At 48.5% G+C, this 21,410-nt stretch carries 14 protein-coding genes; 4 read left to right on the top strand and 10 right to left on the bottom strand.

Going from position 1 to position 21,410, the window contains the following annotated elements; translation table 11 throughout:
• Nucleotides 1-233: 233 nt before the first annotated feature.
• The 3 genes from AACQ93_RS02415 to AACQ93_RS02405 all read right to left on the bottom strand — a co-directional run bounded on the left by AACQ93_RS02415 (nucleotide 234) and on the right by AACQ93_RS02405 (nucleotide 2,388).
• On the bottom strand, nucleotides 234-1,463 hold the full coding sequence (locus AACQ93_RS02415) for an ammonium transporter (RefSeq protein ID WP_064601909.1): 1,230 nt from the start codon (nucleotides 1,461-1,463) through the stop codon (nucleotides 234-236).
• A gap of 26 nt (nucleotides 1,464-1,489) precedes the next feature.
• Nucleotides 1,490-1,828 carry a P-II family nitrogen regulator gene (locus AACQ93_RS02410; protein ID WP_007464463.1) on the bottom strand — a complete coding sequence of 113 codons (339 nt, stop codon included), beginning with the start codon at nucleotides 1,826-1,828 and terminating at the stop codon, nucleotides 1,490-1,492.
• 191 nt (nucleotides 1,829-2,019) lie between these two features.
• Nucleotides 2,020-2,388, bottom strand: a complete 369-nt coding sequence (locus AACQ93_RS02405; RefSeq protein ID WP_064601907.1) for a YacL family protein — start codon at nucleotides 2,386-2,388, stop codon at nucleotides 2,020-2,022.
• A gap of 242 nt (nucleotides 2,389-2,630) precedes the next feature.
• Between AACQ93_RS02405 and AACQ93_RS02400 the strand changes: the two genes are divergently transcribed.
• Nucleotides 2,631-3,767 (top strand): glycerate kinase, encoded by a 1,137-nt coding sequence (locus AACQ93_RS02400; protein ID WP_157097505.1) that lies wholly within the window; start codon nucleotides 2,631-2,633, stop codon nucleotides 3,765-3,767.
• Between the two features lie 143 nt (nucleotides 3,768-3,910).
• Here the strand turns inward: AACQ93_RS02400 and acnB are convergent, their stop codons facing one another.
• Nucleotides 3,911-6,508 (bottom strand): bifunctional aconitate hydratase 2/2-methylisocitrate dehydratase, encoded by a 2,598-nt coding sequence (gene acnB, locus AACQ93_RS02395; RefSeq protein ID WP_064601903.1) that lies wholly within the window; start codon nucleotides 6,506-6,508, stop codon nucleotides 3,911-3,913.
• A 235-nt stretch (nucleotides 6,509-6,743) separates the two neighbouring features.
• On the bottom strand, nucleotides 6,744-8,972 hold the full coding sequence (locus AACQ93_RS02390; protein WP_232323330.1) for a patatin-like phospholipase family protein: 2,229 nt from the start codon (nucleotides 8,970-8,972) through the stop codon (nucleotides 6,744-6,746).
• Nucleotides 8,973-9,111: 139 nt separating this feature from the next.
• Between AACQ93_RS02390 and AACQ93_RS02385 the strand changes: the two genes are divergently transcribed.
• Both AACQ93_RS02385 and aphA read left to right on the top strand, forming a co-directional pair.
• A complete protein-coding gene (locus tag AACQ93_RS02385) occupies nucleotides 9,112-11,034 on the top strand; it encodes a methyl-accepting chemotaxis protein (RefSeq protein WP_064601899.1) in 1,923 nt (640 codons plus the stop codon).
• A 274-nt stretch (nucleotides 11,035-11,308) separates the two neighbouring features.
• Entirely contained in the window at nucleotides 11,309-12,022 is a 714-nt protein-coding gene (gene aphA, locus AACQ93_RS02380) for an acid phosphatase AphA (RefSeq protein WP_064601898.1), read from the top strand.
• A 152-nt stretch (nucleotides 12,023-12,174) separates the two neighbouring features.
• Here the strand turns inward: aphA and lpdA are convergent, their stop codons facing one another.
• From lpdA to ampD, 5 genes are all read right to left on the bottom strand, one after another.
• Entirely contained in the window at nucleotides 12,175-13,608 is a 1,434-nt protein-coding gene (lpdA, locus tag AACQ93_RS02375) for a dihydrolipoyl dehydrogenase (RefSeq protein WP_036799269.1), read from the bottom strand.
• A 182-nt stretch (nucleotides 13,609-13,790) separates the two neighbouring features.
• A complete protein-coding gene (aceF, locus tag AACQ93_RS02370) occupies nucleotides 13,791-15,683 on the bottom strand; it encodes a pyruvate dehydrogenase complex dihydrolipoyllysine-residue acetyltransferase (RefSeq protein WP_064601896.1) in 1,893 nt (630 codons plus the stop codon).
• A 14-nt stretch (nucleotides 15,684-15,697) separates the two neighbouring features.
• The gene (aceE, locus tag AACQ93_RS02365) at nucleotides 15,698-18,361 is read right to left on the bottom strand and encodes a pyruvate dehydrogenase (acetyl-transferring), homodimeric type (protein ID WP_064601894.1); all 2,664 of its coding nucleotides are present in this window, start codon (nucleotides 18,359-18,361) and stop codon (nucleotides 15,698-15,700) included.
• An 82-nt stretch (nucleotides 18,362-18,443) separates the two neighbouring features.
• A complete protein-coding gene (pdhR, locus tag AACQ93_RS02360; RefSeq protein WP_007464444.1) occupies nucleotides 18,444-19,217 on the bottom strand; it encodes a pyruvate dehydrogenase complex transcriptional repressor PdhR in 774 nt (257 codons plus the stop codon).
• 292 nt (nucleotides 19,218-19,509) lie between these two features.
• Nucleotides 19,510-20,064: a 1,6-anhydro-N-acetylmuramyl-L-alanine amidase AmpD gene (ampD, locus tag AACQ93_RS02355; RefSeq protein WP_064601892.1), complete on the bottom strand. Its 555-nt coding sequence runs from the start codon at nucleotides 20,062-20,064 to the stop codon at nucleotides 19,510-19,512.
• 258 nt (nucleotides 20,065-20,322) lie between these two features.
• Here ampD and nadC point away from each other — a divergent pair, with 258 nt between their 5' ends.
• Entirely contained in the window at nucleotides 20,323-21,210 is an 888-nt protein-coding gene (nadC, locus tag AACQ93_RS02350) for a carboxylating nicotinate-nucleotide diphosphorylase (RefSeq protein WP_064606453.1), read from the top strand.
• The last annotated feature ends 200 nt before the right edge of the window (nucleotides 21,211-21,410 follow it).

Below are 21,410 nucleotides of genomic sequence, written 5' to 3'. Positions count from 1 at the left end.
TAATGCAAAATGTAATGAGAATGTTTATCAGTTCGATGATTATACTGTAGCACTTTTGTAAAACAATGCTCTCTTACATTTGAAAACAAAAAAAACGCTGCCTTCTGGCAGCGTTTTTAAAAGTTGTGATCTAAATGTATGTTATGAGTTTCGTAACAGCGTATTAACTTTAAGCACTTCCATTCATACCAAGAATATCTGTAGTGCTTTATCGTATCTCTCTACTCTTTATGTTATTTCACACTTACGAACTCAGGATAGGCATCAATACCACAGTCATGTAAATCCATACCCGCCAGCTCTTCTTCTTCTGTCACACGAATACCAACTGTGTACTTCAGTACCGCCCATACCGCCAGGCTCATAGCAAATACCCAACAGAAGATTACCGCCGCACCCAGTAACTGCGCACCGAAGGTAGCGTCCGCGTTGCTGAACGGTACAACCATCAAGCCAAACAGACCACAGGTACCGTGAACCGAAATCGCACCAACCGGATCGTCAATCTTAAGCTTATCCAGACCAATAATGCTGAAGACAACCAAAGCACCGGCAATCACACCGATAATGACTGCAGCAACCGGAGACGGTGAAAGCGGATCCGCCGTAATCGCAACCAGACCAGCCAGAGCGCCGTTAAGGATCATAGTCAGATCCGCCTTGCCCCAGGTCGTCTTACAGACCGCCAGCGCAGCAATCGCACCGGCAGCAGCTGCCGCATTGGTATTAAGGAAGATCTGACCAACAGCTGTCGCGTTCTCAAAGTCAGAAACCATCAGCTGTGAACCGCCGTTGAAGCCAAACCAACCGAACCACAGGATGAAAGTACCCAGTGTTGCCAATGGCATGTTTGAACCCGGAATCGGCATAATCTCACCGTTTTTACCGTATTTACCTTTACGGGCACCCAGTAGAAGTACCCCCGCTAATGCCGCAGACGCACCGGCCATATGAACGATACCCGAGCCGGCAAAGTCACTGAAGCCCGCTTCTGACAGGAAGCCGCCACCCCAGGTCCAGTAACCCTCCATTGGATAAATAAAGGCCGTCAAAATGACTGAGAAAACGAGGAACGACCATAGTTTCATGCGCTCAGCAACAGCACCGGATACCACCGACATCGCTGTAGCAACAAAAACTACCTGGAAGAAGAAATCAGATTCCAGCGAGTGATCAGCCCCTTCAGCCTGAGTACCAATCAGCGAGCCGAATGAAGGCAGCCAGCCCCCTTCGCCATTATCGACATACATAATGTTGTAACCCACGATGAGATACATGGTGCAGGCAATGGCATAAAGACAGAAGTTTTTAGTCAGAATCTCTGTCGTATTTTTCGAACGAACCAAACCCGCTTCCAGCATGGCAAACCCTGCCGCCATCCACATAACCAGTGCGCCGGACATAAGGAAGAAGAATGTGTCGAGCGCATAACGCAGCTCTGTTACTGTCGTTGATAGTTCCATAGTCATAACCCCTCTCAGTCCAGTTCCTATAATGCTTCCAGATCGGTCTCACCGGTACGGATACGCACGGCATGATCCAAGTCATAAACAAAAATCTTACCGTCACCGATTTTTCCGGTTTGGGCTGCTTTTGAAATCGCCTCAACAATCGACTCCAGGTTTTCTGCCTGAGTCGCAATCTCCAGCTTCACCTTCGGCAAAAAATCAACCTGATATTCAGCACCGCGATACAGCTCGGTATGCCCTTTCTGACGACCAAATCCCTTTACTTCTGTTACCGTCATCCCTTCAACACCAACATCGGCCAGCGCTTCACGCACATCATCCAGCTTGAACGGTTTTATGATTGCATTAATTAGTTTCATTGCCTGCTCCTCGAATTCAGAACTCCCTCTCAATTACAGTTCACAAGCAAACAAGCTTTGTGCCAGTTTTTAAATCGCTTAAAAATCAAAATCTTAACCAGAAAGACAAATATAATAAAAAAAGGCTGCACCATAGCGGTGCAGCCTTTTCACTCAAAGGAAGCAAATTGTTCTGAAACGGGGCGACGTAGTTAGAAACGAGTCACAAATGCGCGCCAGGCCTGAAGCATCTGCTCAAAATCTTCAAAACCACACAAAGACATACACTCTTCATCGTAAAAGCTCATGTCTTCTTCAAGCTCGGTATCATCTTCAGAAAACAGATAATTAGCTTGGACTAAGGCTTCATTGTCCTGCAGGCAAAGGGTCAGCTCCTCTCCTACCAGTCGCCATTCCTGGGTACTGTTTTTCAACGCACCAATTTGAGCCACGATAGTGTCCATCTTGGCAAAGTCTTTTCCGACTTCCTCAACCAACCAGCGCCCCATCGCCTCGTGGCCCATTGAGAATACGGCATGATAGCTACCTTCCAGGGTGTTTTTCTTAAATTCGTAGTCCATAGCTATCCTCATCAATCTTAATTCAGTCTTTGGCAACCGTGGCTGATACAATAACGGTACGTAGCAGGGCAACAGTGCTGTCAACCTGCATAATGCACTACGTCGGCATGTAATAGTCATTACCAGAGTCCGCACATTGTCAGGATCTGGCGCAGGAATGCAACCTCACCTTACCCGAAGGCAGCAAATGACCATTTGCGGCCAGCATCATGGATGAATCCCTTCTAACAGGAATAAAACGAATGAAGATTGTTATTGCCCCGGATTCCTACAAAGAAAGCCTGACCGCGATGCAAGTGGCCACCGCCATTGAAGATGGTTTTCGCGATATCTTGCCCGATGCTGAATATCACAAGCTTCCAGTCGCTGACGGCGGAGAAGGCACTGTGCAATCTCTGGTTGATGCTACCAGCGGTATCATCATGAGCCGCAAGGTAACAGGCCCTTTGGGTGAACAGGTAAACGCTTTTTGGGGCCTACTGGGTGATGGCCACACAGCTGTCATTGAAATGGCCGCCGCTTCTGGCCTGCACCTTGTAAAACCAGAGCTGCGAAATCCATTGCTTACCACAACATTCGGTACCGGAGAATTGATAAAGGCCACCTTAGATAATGGGGTTGAGCATATCATCATCGGTATCGGCGGCAGCGCGACCAATGACGGCGGACTAGGGATGGCACAAGCGTTGGGGATTGAGTTTTCAGACAGCAACGGAAAAGCACTCGGCTTTGGCGGCAGCGAATTGTCGAAGCTTGTCTCGATTGATACCAGCAAGGTCGATCCGAGGCTGGCAAATATAAAGTTGGAAGTAGCCTGTGATGTCGACAACCCGCTCTGTGGCCCCAAAGGCGCTTCCCACATATTTGGCCCGCAAAAAGGCGCAACACCGGAAATGGTCGAGTTACTGGATTCAAACCTGGCGCATTATGCAGATATCATCAAACACCAGCTCGGCCGTGATATCAAAAATACCGCCGGAGCAGGTGCTGCTGGCGGACTCGGCGCAGCATTGCTTGGTTTGCTGGATGCTGACCTGCGCCCCGGCATTGATATCGTGATGGAGGCAGTTAATCTATCAGATGCCATAACGGGTGCAGATCTGGTGATCACAGGTGAAGGCCGTATCGACAGCCAGACGATTCACGGTAAAACGCCTGTCGGCGTAGCACGCTGCGCAAAACAGCAGAATGTTCCGGTCATCGCTATCGCCGGTTGTGTATCCGCTGACAGTAATGTGGTCTATGACCATGGCATTGATGCTGTTTTCAGTGTTGTCCCGCGAGCAATGACATTAGAAGAGGCCTTCAAAGAAGCCACATTCAATGTCAGGATGACAGCAAGTAATGTGGCCAGAGTCTGGGTCTTAGGAAGAAAATAACGGGCTCAGAGGGGGGCCATTCTGAGAAGCCAGGAAAGAAAAAAGGGAAGCCAACTATTGGCTTCCCTTTTCTGTTATCAGGTTTGAATACCGAAAGGCAACTTATCGCTTGCCTCTCGAATCCCTTACCTCGCTTAGATAACCTATACCGCCGCCTGAATAATGACGTCACCGGCTTTATTGGTGTAACTCTCCATCTTATGGAAGTTCAGGTAACGATAAGTATCGGCTGCTGTGGCATCGATTTGTTTGGCGTACTCCAGATATTCTTGCTGAGTAGGAATACGTCCAAGGATCGCACCGACTGCCGCCAACTCTGCCGAAGACAGGTAAACATCAGCACCGGTTCCCAAACGGTTCGGGAAGTTACGGGTCGAGGTCGACATTACCGTCGCCTTATCGGCTACCCGGGCTTGGTTACCCATACACAGTGAACATCCCGGGGTTTCAATCCGTACCCCGGCACGACCGAAGATACCGTAATAACCTTCTTCGGTAAGCTGATCGCGGTCCATCTTCGTCGGTGGCGCAACCCACATTCTGGTATCAAGCTGACCTCCGAATTTCTCCAACAGCTTACCTGCAGCACGGAAGTGACCGATATTGGTCATACACGAACCGATGAAGACCTCATCAATCTTGGTGCCCTGCACTTCTGACAACAGACGCGCATCATCCGGATCATTCGGCGCACACAGGATCGGCTCCTTGATTTCTGCCAGATCAATCTCGATCACATGGGCATACTCTGAATCCTTATCCGCTTCCATCAGCTCAGGATTAGCCAGCCAATCTTCCATCGCAGTGATCCGGCGCTCAATCGTACGGCGATCACCATAACCTTCTGCAATCATCCACTTAAGCATCACAATATTCGATTGCAGATACTCAGAGATCGACTCTTCTGACAACTTAACCGTACAACCTGCAGCACTTCGCTCAGCAGATGCGTCAGAAAGCTCAAACGCCTGCTCTACCGTCAGGTGCTCAACCCCTTCGATTTCCAGGATACGGCCGGAGAATTCATTGATCTTGCCCGCTTTCTCAACGGTCAACAGACCTTGTTGAATCGCATAGTAAGGAATCGCATGAACCAGATCGCGCAGAGTGATCCCAGGTTGCATCTCGCCTTTGAAGCGCACCAGGATCGATTCCGGCATATCCAGCGGCATCACACCGGTTGCCGCCGCAAATGCGACCAGACCGGAGCCTGCCGGGAACGAAATACCCAGCGGGAATCGAGTGTGTGAGTCACCACCGGTACCGACAGTATCCGGCAGCAACATACGGTTCAACCAGGAGTGAATAACACCGTCGCCCGGACGCAGGGCTACACCGCCACGATTCATGATGAAATCTGGCAGAGTATGGTGAGTAACAACATCAACCGGTTTAGGATAGGCAGAGGTGTGACAGAATGACTGCATAGTAAGTTCAGCAGAGAAGCCAAGACAAGCCAGATCTTTCAGCTCATCACGGGTCATCGGCCCGGTTGTATCCTGGGAGCCGACCGTTGTCATCTTAGGCTCGCAGTATGTCCCCGGACGGATCCCTTCGACACCGCATGCCTTACCGACAATCTTCTGAGCTAAGGTGTACCCCTTACCACTGTCTGCAACCGCCCCCGGACGACGGAAAATATCAGATGCAGGCAGATTCAAAGACTGACGGGCACGATCAGTCAGACCACGACCAATGATCAGTGGAATACGACCGCCGGCACGAACTTCATCCAGCAAAACATCAGTTTTAAGTTCAAAATTCGCCACTAATTCATTTGAGTCATGACGGCGAACTTCACCTTTGTAAGGATAAACATCAATGACATCCCCCATATTCAGGGCTGTCACATCAACCTCAATCGGTAGTGCTCCAGCATCTTCCATGGTGTTAAAGAAAATCGGCGCAATCTTACCGCCCAGAACAAAACCGCCAGCGCGTTTATTCGGTACATAAGGAATATCTTCACCCATGAACCAGAGCACTGAGTTAGTTGCAGATTTACGTGACGAACCGGTACCGACAACATCACCGACATAAACCAGTGGATGGCCTTTTTCATTCAGCTTTTCAATCTGCTTAACCGGCCCCACCGCCCCCGGCTGATCAGGCTCAATACCTTCACGTTCATTTTTCAGCATCGCCAAGGCATGCAGCGGAATATCCGGGCGCGACCAGGCATCTGGTGCAGGAGACAAGTCATCGGTGTTGGTTTCACCCGTTACTTTAAACACAGTCAGAGTGATCTTTTCTGCTAGTTCCGGCTTAGACAGGAACCACTCAGCATCAGCCCAGGACTGGATAACTTGCTTCGCAAACTCATTACCAGCTTTGGCCTTCTCTTCCACATCATAGAAGGCATCGAACATTAGCAACGTATGGGAAAGTGCTTTAACAGCGATCGAAGCAAGTTCAGAATCATCAAGAAGAGAAATCAGCGGTTCGATATTGTAGCCACCCTGCATAGTACCCAGCAGTTCGGCAGCCCTTTCTTTACTGACAATCGGAGATACCGCCTCACCTTTGGTCAGTGCAGCCAGAAAACCGGCTTTAACGTATGCCGCTTCATCAACACCCGGTGGAATACGATTTTCTAACAGGTCCAACAGGAAGGCCTCTTCACCTGCTGGCGGATTTTTCAGGAGTTCAACCAGCGCCGCAACCTGCTCGGCATCCAAAGGTTTGGCTACAACTCCCTCTGCAGCACGCTCTTCGACGTGTTTACGGTAAGCTTCAAGCACGACATATTCCTCTTATTACGGTTTAACCTTAGTGGTTAAACATCCTTGGAAGTGATTGATCTCTTCTGTTGCTGTATGCCATTGAAGAAACCCTGGCTCAGAGCTAAGTCCATACAGAAGAGACCAAAACCGTCCTGTGAGCATATCAGTTTTAACTTAAAATTAAAATCCACCCTGTTTTCACAACATTCACACTTCACGCATAATTATTGAGTAACGATTCTCGAGAGTGAGATCACAATGCGCCGCCGAAAAAGACATAGAAAGTGCTGTGATCCTGCTCCGTCTGACCATAAGCCAGGATCAAAGGACCAAGCGGTGTTGTGATGCCTGAGAACACACTTCCCGCCATATACAATGGCGCCTCATTAAGAGGCTTATCGATGTCGTTATACACACCGCCCCACTCAACAGAGCCGCCAAGATACACAGATGAGTTAAACAAACCGAAATCCTGATCCAGCAAATGATAGCGGTAGACAAAAGCCGTAAATAGCTTATTGCTGCCAGACAGGCTGTTTTTCGGAATACCCGATAAGTTGAGGAAACCACCAATCCTTTGTGGATACAGCAATTTAATAAGCTCAGAATCTAATCGACCTATTTCCGCTTTACCCATAAAGGTGTGATCACCTGTGGTATAGGCGCCTTTCCACTTGACATCAAAGTGCATTGAAAAATCGGTATCGACGCCCTCAGAGCTCTTTCCGATATCATCAGATCCTGCAACTTCAAGGTGTAAAAAGTTACCACTTTTCGGCAGCATAAAATCATCCAGCGTATCCAGGTTATAACTGATATAACCCATCCGACTCTCTCGTTTTAAATCAGGATATTCAAAATAACGAGGAAACTCGATGTCACCGGTGATATAGCGAAAACCCAGTCTAAACTCCTGCCACAACTCAGGTTGCCAACCAAAAGAAGCATCGAACGTCACATCCATAAAAGAAGCTGGAATAAAAAAGTCCACATTGTCCAGACTTGGCTCATCAAAGAAACTAGTGATATGCCTATCTTCCAATTTGTACTCAGCTGATACCTGGCTGAACCACTCCTGGTCTTTGAAAAAAGGCAAATAAAGCCCGGTAGCAATCCGGCTGCTTGAACCGTATTCCAGCTCAGTACGCCATTCAGCCCCGGCTTCACTTAACCCGGTAACGTTAAACGCAATCCCCATGGAATATTCGGTACTATTCTCAAAATCGTCTTCCAGAGCAAAACGTAAATCGATAAAGTGGGGGCCCCAACTCTTCTCCGTCACTTCAAGCTGAATGGTATTTTTGTCCCCTTCACTCTGAATCCGGTAATCTACGCGCTCAAAACGATCCAGGGCATACAGGTTACGGACACTCTCTGCCAAGTCTTCGGAACTGATCCTGTCCCCGGCTTCCAGTTCAAGCCTGTCCAACAGCACCTGATCAGCATAATGGGTATGATTTACCAGCTGAATATCATCAATGCGGAGCTGGTCAAGGTGGTTAAGCGCGCGACGGCGAAGCTGCTTGCGATCAACATAATCCTGATATTGGGATGCCCGCCCCCAATCCTGCAACTGTTGCTTATAGGCCATGGTCGCCTTATAACCACTTTCGTATGCATCGGGCATCTTTTGAAAATCTGAGGTGAAAATGCCTTTTACATCCGGACGGATCAGCACATCTGTATCTGTCAACAACCGGATCTGACGGTTGGCATTGTCTCGCACCATAAAATCCGTCAGCTGATCCATCACTGCAAAATAGTTATCAAGATCATCACGCTTTTTGAATTCATTACTGATATCAACAGCGATAACAATATCGGCTCCCATCTCCTTCACCACGGAAATAGGCAAATTATTGGTTATACCACCATCCACCAACAGCTTGTCACCGAGCTCCATTGGCGGCAGCAGACCAGGGATCGACATACTGGCTTGCATGACCTCGGCCAAATCACCTTTACTCAGCACCACTGGCTCCAGATTTTCAATATCTGTCGCTACAGCCCTGTATGGAATCGGCAAATGATCAAACGTGTCAACTTCCGGCAGGTTGCCGGAGGTGGAGCGCAAGATCTCGCCCATACTCTGCCCTTGTACAATTCCCTTTGGCACCTTCAGTTCCCAGAAATCAAAGCCGACTTCACTAGGGATCTGATATCTGTCTTCCTGCTGCTTTTCTCGTACCCGACGATCACTGCGCTGAACCCGGTCGGTATAGCCTTTATCCCAGTCAACCGTCGTCAATAACGCTTCAATTTCATCGGCGCTCATACCTGTTGCATAAAGGCCACCAACATATGCTCCCATGCTGGTACCCGCGATATAGTCAATCGGAATCTGCATTTCTTCCAGCGCTTTAAGCACACCGATATGAGCAGCACCTCTGGCACCGCCACCGCCTAATACAACACCAACCTTAGGTCTATCCGAGGCATATGCGTTTATTGAGAAAAATATCCCGCATAACGTGATGAGCATCACTAAAGTTTTACATTGAAATGGCCGATACATCTTAAATGAGTGTTTTGTTACTAGTGGCATAATTGGTGTCATTGGCTACATGTTGTCCGAGAACGACTCGCTCGTTCAAAACTATATCTAGAAGCAGCTAAGCATTATGAAGTTGAACCAGTTTACAATTAAACAGAAACTGATCCTGGCGATGGTTCTCGCCGTCCTAGCCTCAACAATTCTCGTGGGCATCATTGGCCAAAACCAAGCCCGAGATGTTGTAGAAACCCGATTGCTCAAGTCGGAATTACCCGCCACATTAAAGCAAATTGGCAATAATATCGACAAGGAGATTTCTGTCATGCAAGCCGCCGCCCAGCAGCTTGCCAATAACCGTTTTATCACCGATTACTATGAAGGTGAAAAAACACCAGAACAGGAAGCGCGTCTGGTTCAGATGCTCAATGATATCAAAGCGCAATACAATCTGTTCGATTCATCAGTAGCAGACAGGAAAACCCATCGCTACTGGAACCAAGATGGCTTTTTGCGTCAGCTTAGCCCTAAGAACAACATCGACGGCTGGTTCTTTGACTACATAAAAAGCGGCAACGCAACAATGCTGAACGTATTCCAGGAAGCCAACGGCGATATCAAGCTGTTCATTAACTACCAACAACTAAATGGCCGTGGTATGTCGGGACTGTCAAAGTCTATCGACGAAATGGTTCGTTTCGTTAACCAGTTCAAGCTGGAACAAACCGGCTTTGTCTACCTGACTGATGCCAATGGCCTGGTTCGCATCCATAAAGATTCTAGCAAGATGGGCAAGGCGAACCTAACCAATATTTACGGCAGTGACACCGCCCGCAAGCTACTGAACAAATCAGAATTCAATGTTGCTGAAGCGAAGCTAAACGGTCTGGACACCCTGATTGCGACCAGTTATATCCCGTCAATGGGATGGTATGTGGTTGCAGAGTTGCCAAAAGAGGAAGCCTTTGCCGGTCTGAATCAGGCTCAGTATCAGATCATGCTCTGGACTGCCGTTATCGCTTCAGTCTTTGTTCTGCTGGCCATTTGGCTTGGCAGCAATATTACCCGCCCTATCGAGCGACTGGCTGTGGTATTCAAAGATCTAGGTGAAGGCGAAGGCGATCTGCGCCACCGTATTGATATTGAAGGCAAAGATGAAATTGCTCAGCTGTCTGACGGCTTCAACAGCTTTATCAGCAAAATCCATCACTCAGTCAAAGAAGTTGCTGAAACCGGTAACTCATTGCGCGGTGCAGCTGAAGCGGTTGCTTCTCAGGCTCAGCTGACGCTGGACAACAGCAATACTCAGCGTGACCGCACTCTGCAGGTTGTAACCGCAATCAACCAGATGGGCGCAACCGTTAATGAAATTGCCGGCAACGCCGCTCAAGCAGCAGAAGCTGCACACAATGCAGAAGAAGAAACCCAGAGCGGCCAGAATGTAGTCGGCCAAGCCCGCAACAGCATCAACCAGTTGTCCAGTGACGTGGGTCAGGTCAGTGAAGTGATTGAATCACTGGCCAACAATACACAGGCAATCGGCAGCATTTTGGATGTGATCCGTGGTATCTCGGAGCAAACCAACCTGCTGGCACTGAACGCCGCTATCGAAGCAGCTCGCGCCGGTGAACAAGGCCGTGGCTTTGCTGTTGTTGCTGATGAGGTACGCAGCCTTGCAAGCCGAACTGCTGACTCAACCGACGAGATCCAAAATATGATCAACCGTCTGCAGGAAGAAGCCAGCAATGCGGTAAATGCGATGGTTCAGAGCCGCCAGCTGACTTCGGAAGGGGTATCTGCAGCGGACGAAGCATCAGGCGCACTGGTTTCGATTGCTGACCGTATTACTCTGATTTCTGATATGAATACTCAGGTTGCAACCGCAACAGAAGAGCAGTCGACTGTGGTAAATGACATCAACAGCAATATCGAAGAAATCAATGAGACAACCCAGCGCACGGCAGACACAGCAACAGATCTGGCTCACTCAAGCCAGGAACTGCGTGATTTGTCGAAGCGACTGGATGACATGGTTGGCGCATTTAAGCTGTAATCAGATTAGAAGCGAAGGACGAAAGTGCTTCGCCGAGAAAATCGAGTGGTTAATTTAAAGGAGAGCTTCGGCTCTCCTTTTTATTGCTTTATTCACCAAAGCCAGCTTTATAGTCACAATCATAATTCAGACTTATCAACACCCTTCACTACGTCAAAATCACCGCAAACTTATGCAACAAGATTAGCGCTTTGTGACTTTCATCTAGTTCTAATGTGTTTTTGAGGAGTATTTTTGCCTCTCAGTTTTATCAATGACAAAAAGAACAATACCAATGAAAATCACTAAAATTGCAATCTCTTCCCTATTAGCTTGCGCTTTTGCATCCGGTTCTGTGTTCGCCGATCCAAAATTACCTGGTACAGAAACCGGCTTCAGTTCCATTCAAATCATGCGTCAGGGCGAACCAACTCAGCTACATTGGGTATCGGTTGAGGACATTGAAAAGAGCCTTGAAAATCAACCACCAATGGCTGTCGGCTTCGATATTGACGATACAGTTCTGTTCAGCTCTCCTGGTTTTTACCGCGGCCAGCAAGAATTTTCTCCCAACGGCTATAGCTATCTGAAATCTCAGCAATTCTGGGACAAAATGAACTGTGAATGGGAAAAATTTAGTTTACCGAAAGAAATTGGCAAGAAGCTGATTGATATGCACCAGAAGCGTGGTGATGAAATTTACTTCATCACCGGACGTACCGGATCAAAATGTGAAATTTCAACTCAGTACCTGAAAGATGCCTTCGATATTAACAACATGCACAAGGTAATTTTTGCAGGATCCAGCAAAACGGAATACACCAAAACCAAGTACATCAAAGCGAACAATATTAAGCTTTACTACGGAGATTCCGATGGCGATATTATCTCGGCTCGTAACGCCGGTGCGGAAGGACTGCGTATTATGCGCAATGCCAGCTCCAGCTATAAGCCAGTACCGCAAAACGGCATCTACGGTGAGAAAATCGTGAAGGACTCTCAGTACTAATTCTGAGGTAATTCATTACCAAAGGCTCTCAATAAAAACAGCTCAGTGCCAGCAACTGAATTGATTATTGAGTGGCGACCTTATTTAAGACAGGTCAACAGAAACTAAAAAAGCGCCCTGAGGCGCTTTTTTCATATTCATTTAAAGAAGGCTTACTTCTTACGCTTAACCGCTTTAGCATTTGGCAGGTCAGTGATAGAACCTTCAAACACTTCTGCAGCCAGACCAACAGATTCATGCAGTGTCGGGTGAGCGTGGATAGTCAGAGCGATATCTTCCGCATCACAGCCCATCTCGATTGCCAGGCCGATTTCACCCAGCAGTTCACCACCGTTGGTACCAACGATAGCACCACCAATTACGCGGTGAGTATCTTTGTCGAAGATCATCTTCGTCATACCGTCAGCACAGTCAGAGGCGATTGCACGACCTGATGCAGCCCATGGGAATGTAGCCACTTCGTAGTTGATGCCTTCAGCTTTCGCTTCTTTCTCAGTCTTACCAACCCATGCCACTTCCGGCTCAGTGTAAGCGATTGAAGGAATAACTTTAGGGTCGAAGTAGTGCTTCTTACCGGCAATAACTTCTGCTGCAACGTGGCCTTCATGCACACCTTTGTGAGCAAGCATTGGCTGGCCAACGATGTCACCGATAGCGTGGATATGAGGAACGTTAGTACGCATCTGCTTATCAACGTTGATGAAACCACGCTCATCAACTTCAAGACCCGCTTTCTCTGCGTCGATCAGCTTACCGTTAGGTACACGGCCGATAGCAACCAGCACCGCATCGTAACGTACAGGCTCAGAAGGTGCTTTCTTACCTTCCATAGAAACGTAGATACCGTCTTCTTTCGCTTCAACTGCAGTTACTTTCGTCTCCAGCATCAGGTTGAATTTCTTCTGGATGCGCTTAGTGAAGACTTTCACGATGTCTTTATCTGCCGCCGGGATCACCTGGTCGAACATTTCTACAACGTCGATCTGAGAGCCCAGAGCGTGATAAACCGTACCCATTTCAAGGCCGATAATACCGCCGCCCATTACCAGCAGTTTCTCTGGTACTTCTTTCAGCTCAAGTGCGTCAGTTGAGTCCCAGATACGTGGATCTTCGTGCGGAATGAACGGTAGCTCGATAGGACGAGAACCCGCCGCTACGATAGCGTTGTCGAAGTTAACAGTGGTCTGTTCGCCGTCTGCACCTTCAACCAGGATAGAGTTAGGACCGGTGAACTTACCGTAACCCTGAACAACATTAACCTTACGCATCTTAGCCATGCCGCCAAGACCGCCAGTTAGCTGAGTGATTACCTTTTCTTTCCACAGACGGATCTTGTTGATGTCTGTTTGAGGCTCACCGAATACAACACCGTGATCGGCCATTGCTTTTGCTTCTTCGATAACTTTCGCTACGTGAAGCAGAGCTTTAGATGGGATACAACCCACGTTCAGACATACACCACCAAGGGTGTTGTATTTTTCAATTAGAACCGTTTCCAGACCTAAGTCAGCGCAACGGAACGCCGCAGAGTAACCAGCAGGGCCTGAACCCAAAACCACTACCTGGGCTTTAATTTCTTTACTCATCATGACCTCGTTGTAAGTCTTTTATCCCTAACAGGCTATAAGGTTAATTGCTTCTTTATACTTCTGGTTGATTATCAAGTTTACAGACCTGTTAACAAACTGAAAAGCAAATTAGTATAGCCTGTGAGCTGCTCAACAATTCCATGCCTGCTTTTGCAGGCATGGTGTTGCGGATTGAAACCTTATAGCACCAAACGGCGGATATCAGATAGACAACCGTTCAGGTATGTAATGAAGCGTGCACCTTCCGCACCGTCGATCACACGGTGATCGTAAGACAGTGACAGAGGAAGCATCAGGCGAGGTTCGAAGTCCTTGCCGTTCCATACCGGTTTCATTTCAGACTTAGATACACCCAAGATACCTACTTCCGGCGCATTCACGATTGGTGTGAACGCAGTACCGCCAAGGCCACCCAGGCTTGAGATTGTGAAACAGCCACCCTGCATGTCAGCTGCAGTCAGCTTACCAGCACGCGCTTTCTTCGAAACGGCCATTAGCTCTTCAGACAGCTCGAAGATACCTTTCTTATTCACATCCTTAAATACAGGAACAACCAAACCGTTTGGCGTATCTACTGCGATACCGATGTTCACGTATTTCTTCAGGATCAGGCTCTCACCGTCTTCAGACAGAGAAGAGTTGAACGAAGGGAACGCTTCTAGCGTCTTAGCTACCGCCTTCATGATGAACACTAGCGGCGTGATCTTCATGCCTGAGTCTTTCTTCGCTTCAATCGCGTTTTGCTCTTTACGGAATGCTTCCAGAGCTGTGATGTCTGCGTTATCCCACTGTGTAACGTGAGGGATCATCACCCAGTTACGATGCAGGTTCGCGCCAGAAATCTTCTTGATGCGAGACAGAGGCTTAGTTTCAGTCTCACCGAACTTGCTGAAATCAACTTTCGGCCAAGGAAGCAGGCCAAGTGCAGAACCGTCGCCTTTACCTGCTGCCGCAGCACCAGATTCCAGACGCTTAAGCGCATCTTTAACGAAGTTCTGTACGTCTTCTTTCAGGATACGGTTCTTACGGCCAGTACCTTTAACCTTAGCAAGGTTAACACCGAATTCACGAGCCAGACGGCGAACAACCGGAGACGCGTGCGCGTACTCGTTGTTTTCCTGGAAGTCACCCGCAGTTGGTGCTGCCGCTGGAGCCGACGCAGCTGGTGCTTCAGCTTTAGGTGCAGGGGCTGCTGCAGGAGCCACCGCTGCTGGTGCAGGTGCAGGTGCAGTGCCGGCCACCTCAAATACCATGATCAGTGAACCCGTAGAAACCTTGTCGCCTTCAGCAACTTTGATTTCTTTAACTGTGCCGGCAAACGGCGCAGGAACTTCCATTGAAGCCTTGTCACCTTCAACAGTGATCAGAGATTGCTCTTCTTCTACTGTATCGCCAACAGATACCATGATTTCAGTAACTTCTACTTCGTCGCCACCGATGTCAGGTACATTCACTTCTTTAGCTGCTGCGGCTGCTGGTGCAGCAGGAGCCGCCGCTGGTGCTTCAGCTGCAACAGGAGCTGCCGCAGGAGCAGAACCAGCCACTTCGAAGATCATGATCAGAGAGCCAGTCGATACTTTATCGCCTGCAGCTACTTTGATTTCTTTCAGAGTACCGGCAAATGGTGCAGGTACTTCCATTGATGCTTTATCGCCTTCAACCGTCAGAAGTGACTGCTCTTCTTCGATGCTGTCGCCAACGGCAACCATGATTTCAGTAACTTCTACTTCGTCACCACCGATATCCGGTACGTGAACTTCTTTAAGCTCAGCCGCTGCTGCCGGCGCCGGAGCAGCAGGAGCTGCTTCAGCGGCCGGAGCAGGTGCAGCTTCTGCTGCACCTTCGGCTTCGAAAATCATGATTAGAGAACCGGTAGAAACCGTGTCGCCTTCAGCAACTTTGATTTCTTTAACGATACCCGCCTGAGAAGCTGGTACTTCCATAGAAGCCTTGTCGCCTTCTACAGTGATCAGAGACTGCTCTTCTTCAACCTTGTCGCCAACGCTTACAAGAATCTCAGTAACTTCAACCTCATCCGCACCGATGTCAGGTACATTAATTTCGATTGCCATGTTTAATTTGCCTCTTACGCGTATAGCGGGTTGATCTTGTCAGCGTCGATGTCGAACTTAGCAATTGCTTCTGCAATTACAGATTTCTCAACATCACCGCGTTTAGCCAGTTCAGTCAGTGCAGCAACAACTACGTAGCCAGCATTAACTTCGAAGTGACGACGCAGGTTCGCACGGCTGTCAGAGCGACCGAAACCATCAGTACCAAGTACTTTGTAAGAATCTGATGGCATGAATGCGCGAACTTGCTCTGCGTAGTTCTTCATGTAGTCAGTCGCAGCAATTGCTGGCTCTGTACCCATTACTTGTGCAATGTAAGGTACTTTCTGCTCAACTTCAGGGTGAAGCATGTTGTAACGCTCAGCATCCTGACCTTCACGAGTCAGCTCGTTGAAAGAAGTTACAGAGAATACGTCTGAAGCAATACCGTAATCATCACTCAGGATCTGAGCGGCTTTACGTACTTCGTTCATGATCGTACCAGAGCTCATCAGCTGAACTTTAGACTTATCGCCCGCGTAAGATTCCAGCTTGTAGATACCCTTACGGATGCCATCTTCAGCGCCTTCAGGCATTGCTGGCATACCGTAGTTTTCGTTCATTACCGTCAGGTAGTAGAACACGTTCTCTTGCTCGCCGTACATGCGACGAATACCGTCTTGCATGATCACAGCAACTTCGTAAGCGAACGTCGGGTCGTAAGAGATACAGTTAGGAACAGTGTTAGCCATGATGTGGCTGTGACCGTCTTCGTGCTGCAGACCTTCACCGTTAAGCGTTGTACGGCCGGCAGTTGCACCCAGTAGGAAACCACGTGCCTGCTGGTCACCCGCCATCCACGCCATGTCGCCAACACGCTGGAAGCCGAACATTGAGTAGTAGATGTAGAACGGGATCATTGGCAGATCGTTGGTGCTGTATGACGTTGCCGCAGCAACCCAAGAAGACATTGCACCCAGCTCGTTGATACCTTCCTGAAGTACCTGACCAGAAGTCGCTTCTTTGTAGTAAGAAACGATGTCACGGTCCTGAGGAGTGTACTGCTGGCCGTGCGGGTTGTAGATACCGATCTGACGGAACAGGCCTTCCATACCGAAAGTACGAGCTTCGTCGGCAATGATAGGAACAATGTTCTTACCAATGTTCTTGTTCTTCAGCAGGATATTCAGCGCACGAACAAATGCCATTGTTGTAGAGATGTCACGCTTCTGCTCAGTCAGCAGCGGCTTGAACTCTTCAACTTCAGGGATCACCAGCTCTTCAGTAAACTTAGGCAGACGCTGTGGTGTGTAACCGTGCAGAGCATTACGGCGAGCGTGCAGATACTCGTGTTCTTTTGAACCTTCTTCCAGCTTCAGGTAAGGCAGGTTCTTAACTTCTTCATCAGAAACAAGATCTTGCAGTCCTAGGCGGTTACGCAGGTGCATAACAGAAGACATATCCATCTTCTTAACCTGGTGCGCAATGTTCTTACCTTCAGCCGCTTCACCCATGCCGTAACCTTTAACAGTCTTAGCAAGGATAACGGTTGGACGATCTTTGGTTTCTGCCGCGTTTTTGTATGCCGCGTACAGTTTAGATGACTCGTGACCACCACGCTTAAGTGCGAAGATTTCGTCATCAGTCATGTCAGCAACCAGTGCTGCTGTTTCAGGGTACTTACCGAAGAAGTGCTCACGTACGTAAGCGCCGTCTTTTGACTTGAATGTCTGGTAGTCACCGTCAACAGTTTCGTTCATCAGCTGCAGCAGCTTACCAGAGGTATCTTTCGCCAGCAGAGAATCCCAGTTGTTACCCCAGATAACTTTAACAACGTTCCAGCCAGCACCTTTGAACAGGCCTTCCAGCTCCTGGATGATCTTGCCGTTACCCATTACCGGGCCGTCAAGACGCTGTAGGTTACAGTTGATTAGGAAGCATAGGTTGTCCAGTTTTTCACGTGCAGCGAAAGAAATTGCACCGCGTGATTCTGGCTCATCCATCTCACCATCACCCAGGAACGCGTATACGCGCTGAGCTGATGTATCTTTAAGACCACGACCTTCAAGGTATTTCAGGAAACGAGCCTGGTAGATAGCTGAGATTGGGCCAAGGCCCATAGAAACGGTAGGGAACTGCCAGAATTCAGGCATTAGTTTAGGGTGCGGGTATGAAGGAATACCTTTACCGTCTACTTCCTGGCGGAAGTTATCTAGCTGCTCTTCAGTCAGACGGCCTTCAACAAACGCACGGGAGTAGATACCCGGTGCAATGTGACCTTGATAGTAAACCAAATCGCCGCCGTCTTTTTCGTTCGGCGCACGGAAGAAATGGTTAAAGCAGGTTTCATAAAACGCGGCTGCAGACTGGAATGATGCCATGTGGCCACCCAGCTCAAGATCTTTCTTCGAGCCACGCAGAACAATCATTGCCGCATTCCAACGGATAATGGCACGGATACGACGCTCAAGCGTTGTGTCACCTGGGTATGCAGGCTCTTGATCTGATGGGATAGTGTTGATGTAGTTGGTCGTAATGCCAGTCGGCATATCTACGCCATCAAGACGTGCTTGCTCTAGAACTTGCTCTAGTAGGAACTGGGCGCGTTCAACACCTTCTTCACGAACGACGGACTCCAGGGCTTCTAGCCATTCTTGAGTCTCAAGTGCGTCCACGTCATTTTTCATGACTTCAGACATGCGATCTATCCTTTTGTTGATAATCTACAAAACTAACAATGTCGCGACTGTTTACTACCCGCCTCGGCTTATATGATGGGTACTAATCCAGCCCGTCCTTGCGTTGTTGAATCCGTCGAAGAGAGCGCTGTCGTCTGCTGTCTTCACGATTTAAATCCAACAAGGTTTCCTCGATATAAGCCAAGTGTGCATGCGATGCTTCACGGGCCATCACGGGCTCACCAGAAACTATCGCCTGTACGATATCGGCTCGGTGCTTGCTCACCTTCTCCACCACTTCTTGGCGACGGTTCAGGAGTTCAAAGTTTTGTAATATGTTTTGCTCCAGCAATGGTGCAAGGCTGCGAATAATATGAAGCAATACAACGTTGTGGGCGGATTCAGTCACTGCAATCAGGTACTGCATAACCGCACTTGCTTCGGCTTTAATATCGCCTTGCTGCTGGGCATCTTGTATCCGTTTATGGCAGTCACGGATACGGCTGAAATCTTCCTCATTTCCCCGCAATGCTGCGTAGTACGCCGCCAGACCTTCAAGGGCATGGCGAGACTCCAATAAATCTAGTTGGGTTTCCGGATGGGCACTAATCAGTTCCAAAAGAGGTTCAGAAAAACTCTGCCATAGCTTTTCTGTTACAAAGGTGCCACCGCCCTGACGGCGGGTCAGAAGGCGTTTTGCCTCAAGACGTTGGATGGCTTCTCGGACTGACGGGCGCGAAACGTCAAATTGCCGTGCCAGCTCCCGCTCAGGCGGTAGCTGCTGTCCCGGAGACAAGGTGCCTTCCAGGATTAGACGCTCAATTTCCTGCTCAATAGCATCGGAGAGCTTTGGCTGACGAATCCGTTTATAAGTCATTTTTATCGTTTTGTTTCTTGTACTTATTTACGCTTCAGGAAACCCAATTGCGGATAATTGGTATTACCAATTAAATTATGGAAGGAAAGTTTACAGAAATATTTTAGGATGTCCACCGACAACTTGATGGAAATCATAGAATGGCGAGACATTTAACACAAATTTCAACTTATGAAAACTTGTTAAAACATTTACGACATCATTCATCAACAGTAAGAAAGGGAAATAAGGATGGGCGAAGAATAAATGGTCAGACCAATTTAGTTTGGTATAGATTCCCATCCCTAAGAGGTTATTTTTCCCGCAATGCGGTTTTATAAGCCCGCCAGTCAAACGACAATCCAGGGTCAGTTTTTCGCCCCGGTGCAATGAATTCGTGGCCGGTGATCCTTGAGGAATTAACTTTCGGATAACAGTTAAAAATAACCCGGGTCAGCTCAGTAAGCGTGTCATATTGAGCCTGGGTATAAGGGAGGGTGTCCGTTCCTTCCAACTCTATTCCGATTGAAAAGTCATTGCATTTATCCCGGCCCGCAAACTGCGAAACACCGGCATGCCATGCCCGACAATCAAATGGAACAAATTGAATAATATCGCCATTTCGCCTAATTAAACAGTGAGCCGAAACACGAAAGCCTGAAATTAACTCGAAATAGGGATGTTCGTCCGGGTTTAGCCGGCCGGTAAATAACTGCTCAATATAGGGACCACCGAACTGCCCCGGCGGCAAACTGATGTTATGAACCACCAGCAGCGAGATATCATCACTGTCCGGCCGCTGATCATAAAACGGTGAAGGCACATGTTTGACTCCTTCGATCCAGTGTCGGGAATTAATTGTTAGCATTTGTAAATCCTGAGTGTAGAAGGTCTACAGCCTTCCTGAAGCCAAAAGAAGAATCAAGTCTCTTCACCTGAACACTCCTCTCCGCTCAGCATCTCGTTACCATATCGCTATTATATTCTTTTACCTGGAACTCAGATCCCGGATCTCGCATCTCCCTGACTCTCCATGTATGATCCCGGACATCAAAAAAGCGGACAGAACAAATAATGTTCCGCTTTATCAGCAGTTGAATCTTGCTACGGATATGTCATGACTCAGATGGAAAAGAAACACGACAGCGCCTCGCGCCTGAATTACCTCAAACAGCAACTTCCTCAGGAAATAACCCGTGCCGTTGCCGATACATTGCGAGAAGATCTCGGTGGTGAAATTGATCCTTCACTGGATATTACTGCCAGCCTGATCCCGGCTGACAGCCAGGGTGTCGCGACCATTATTACCCGCGAGCACGGCGTCTTCTGCGGGCAAATGTGGGCAGAAGAAGTGTTCAGACAGCTGGGGGGCGAGGTATCTATTGAGTGGCATGTCCAGGACGGTGATACCGTTGAGCCGAACCAGACGTTGTGTACCCTGCGCGGCCCGTCTCGGATCCTGCTGACCGGCGAGCGCAATGCGATGAACTTTATCCAGACCCTCTCAGGCTGCGCCTCTGTTACTGCCAAATACGTTAAACAGCTTGAAGGCACCAACACCCGCCTGCTGGACACACGCAAGACTATTCCGGGCCTGCGCAGCGCACTGAAATACGCGGTTACCTGCGGCGGCGGCTACAATCACCGTATCGGGGTGTTTGATGCGTACCTTATTAAGGAAAACCACATCATCGCCTGCGGCAGCATTGAAGCCGCCATTACCACGGCCAAAGAACTCAACCCGGGCAAACCGGTTGAAGTGGAAACCGAAAGTCTTGATGAACTAAAACGCGCCATTGATGCCGGAGCTGACATCATCATGTTGGATAACTTCACACTGGACATGATGCGAGAAGCTGTAGCCATTAATAAGGGCCGAGCTGCACTGGAAAACTCCGGCAATATCACGCTGGAAACCATCCGGGAATGTGCCGAAACCGGCGTTGATTACATTTCTGTCGGTGCGCTAACCAAGCACTTGAAAGCGATGGACTTGTCGATGCGGTTTAAGTAACCCAGCCTTGAATCTAAAGGGGCGATAAACGAGAGTTCGCCCCTCTTCCCCCCAACGAATCCACAACTAGCAACTAGCAACTAGCAACTAGCAACTAGCAACTAGCAACTAGCAACTAGCAACTCAAGCTATTATTCCCTACAGCGATAATCCCATCCCTTCGCTGACAATTTCCTTATTACAAAAACCCGCTACTCGCC

The sequence above is a fragment of the Photobacterium sp. J15 genome (assembly GCF_963870815.1).
Classification (GTDB): domain Bacteria; phylum Pseudomonadota; class Gammaproteobacteria; order Enterobacterales; family Vibrionaceae; genus Photobacterium; species Photobacterium marinum.
This window is presented reverse-complemented; position numbering and strand designations above follow the sequence as displayed.

Bases quoted from the DNA above. Each gene is read 5' to 3' on its own strand.
- aceE (WP_064601894.1), bottom strand. From the start codon at position 18,361: ATGTCTGAAGTCATGAAAAATGACGTGGACGCACTTGAGACTCAAGAA.
- AACQ93_RS02400 (WP_157097505.1), top strand. From the start codon at position 2,631: ATGAAGATTGTTATTGCCCCGGATTCCTACAAAGAAAGCCTGACCGCG.
- lpdA (WP_036799269.1), bottom strand. From the start codon at position 13,608: ATGAGTAAAGAAATTAAAGCCCAGGTAGTGGTTTTGGGTTCAGGCCCT.
- ampD (WP_064601892.1), bottom strand. From the start codon at position 20,064: ATGCTAACAATTAATTCCCGACACTGGATCGAAGGAGTCAAACATGTG.
- AACQ93_RS02410 (WP_007464463.1), bottom strand. From the start codon at position 1,828: ATGAAACTAATTAATGCAATCATAAAACCGTTCAAGCTGGATGATGTG.
- pdhR (WP_007464444.1), bottom strand. From the start codon at position 19,217: ATGACTTATAAACGGATTCGTCAGCCAAAGCTCTCCGATGCTATTGAG.
- AACQ93_RS02415 (WP_064601909.1), bottom strand. From the start codon at position 1,463: ATGGAACTATCAACGACAGTAACAGAGCTGCGTTATGCGCTCGACACA.
- aphA (WP_064601898.1), top strand. From the start codon at position 11,309: ATGAAAATCACTAAAATTGCAATCTCTTCCCTATTAGCTTGCGCTTTT.
- AACQ93_RS02390 (WP_232323330.1), bottom strand. From the start codon at position 8,972: ATGCTCATCACGTTATGCGGGATATTTTTCTCAATAAACGCATATGCC.
- AACQ93_RS02385 (WP_064601899.1), top strand. From the start codon at position 9,112: ATGAAGTTGAACCAGTTTACAATTAAACAGAAACTGATCCTGGCGATG.
- nadC (WP_064606453.1), top strand. From the start codon at position 20,323: ATGGAAAAGAAACACGACAGCGCCTCGCGCCTGAATTACCTCAAACAG.
- aceF (WP_064601896.1), bottom strand. From the start codon at position 15,683: ATGGCAATCGAAATTAATGTACCTGACATCGGTGCGGATGAGGTTGAA.
- AACQ93_RS02405 (WP_064601907.1), bottom strand. From the start codon at position 2,388: ATGGACTACGAATTTAAGAAAAACACCCTGGAAGGTAGCTATCATGCC.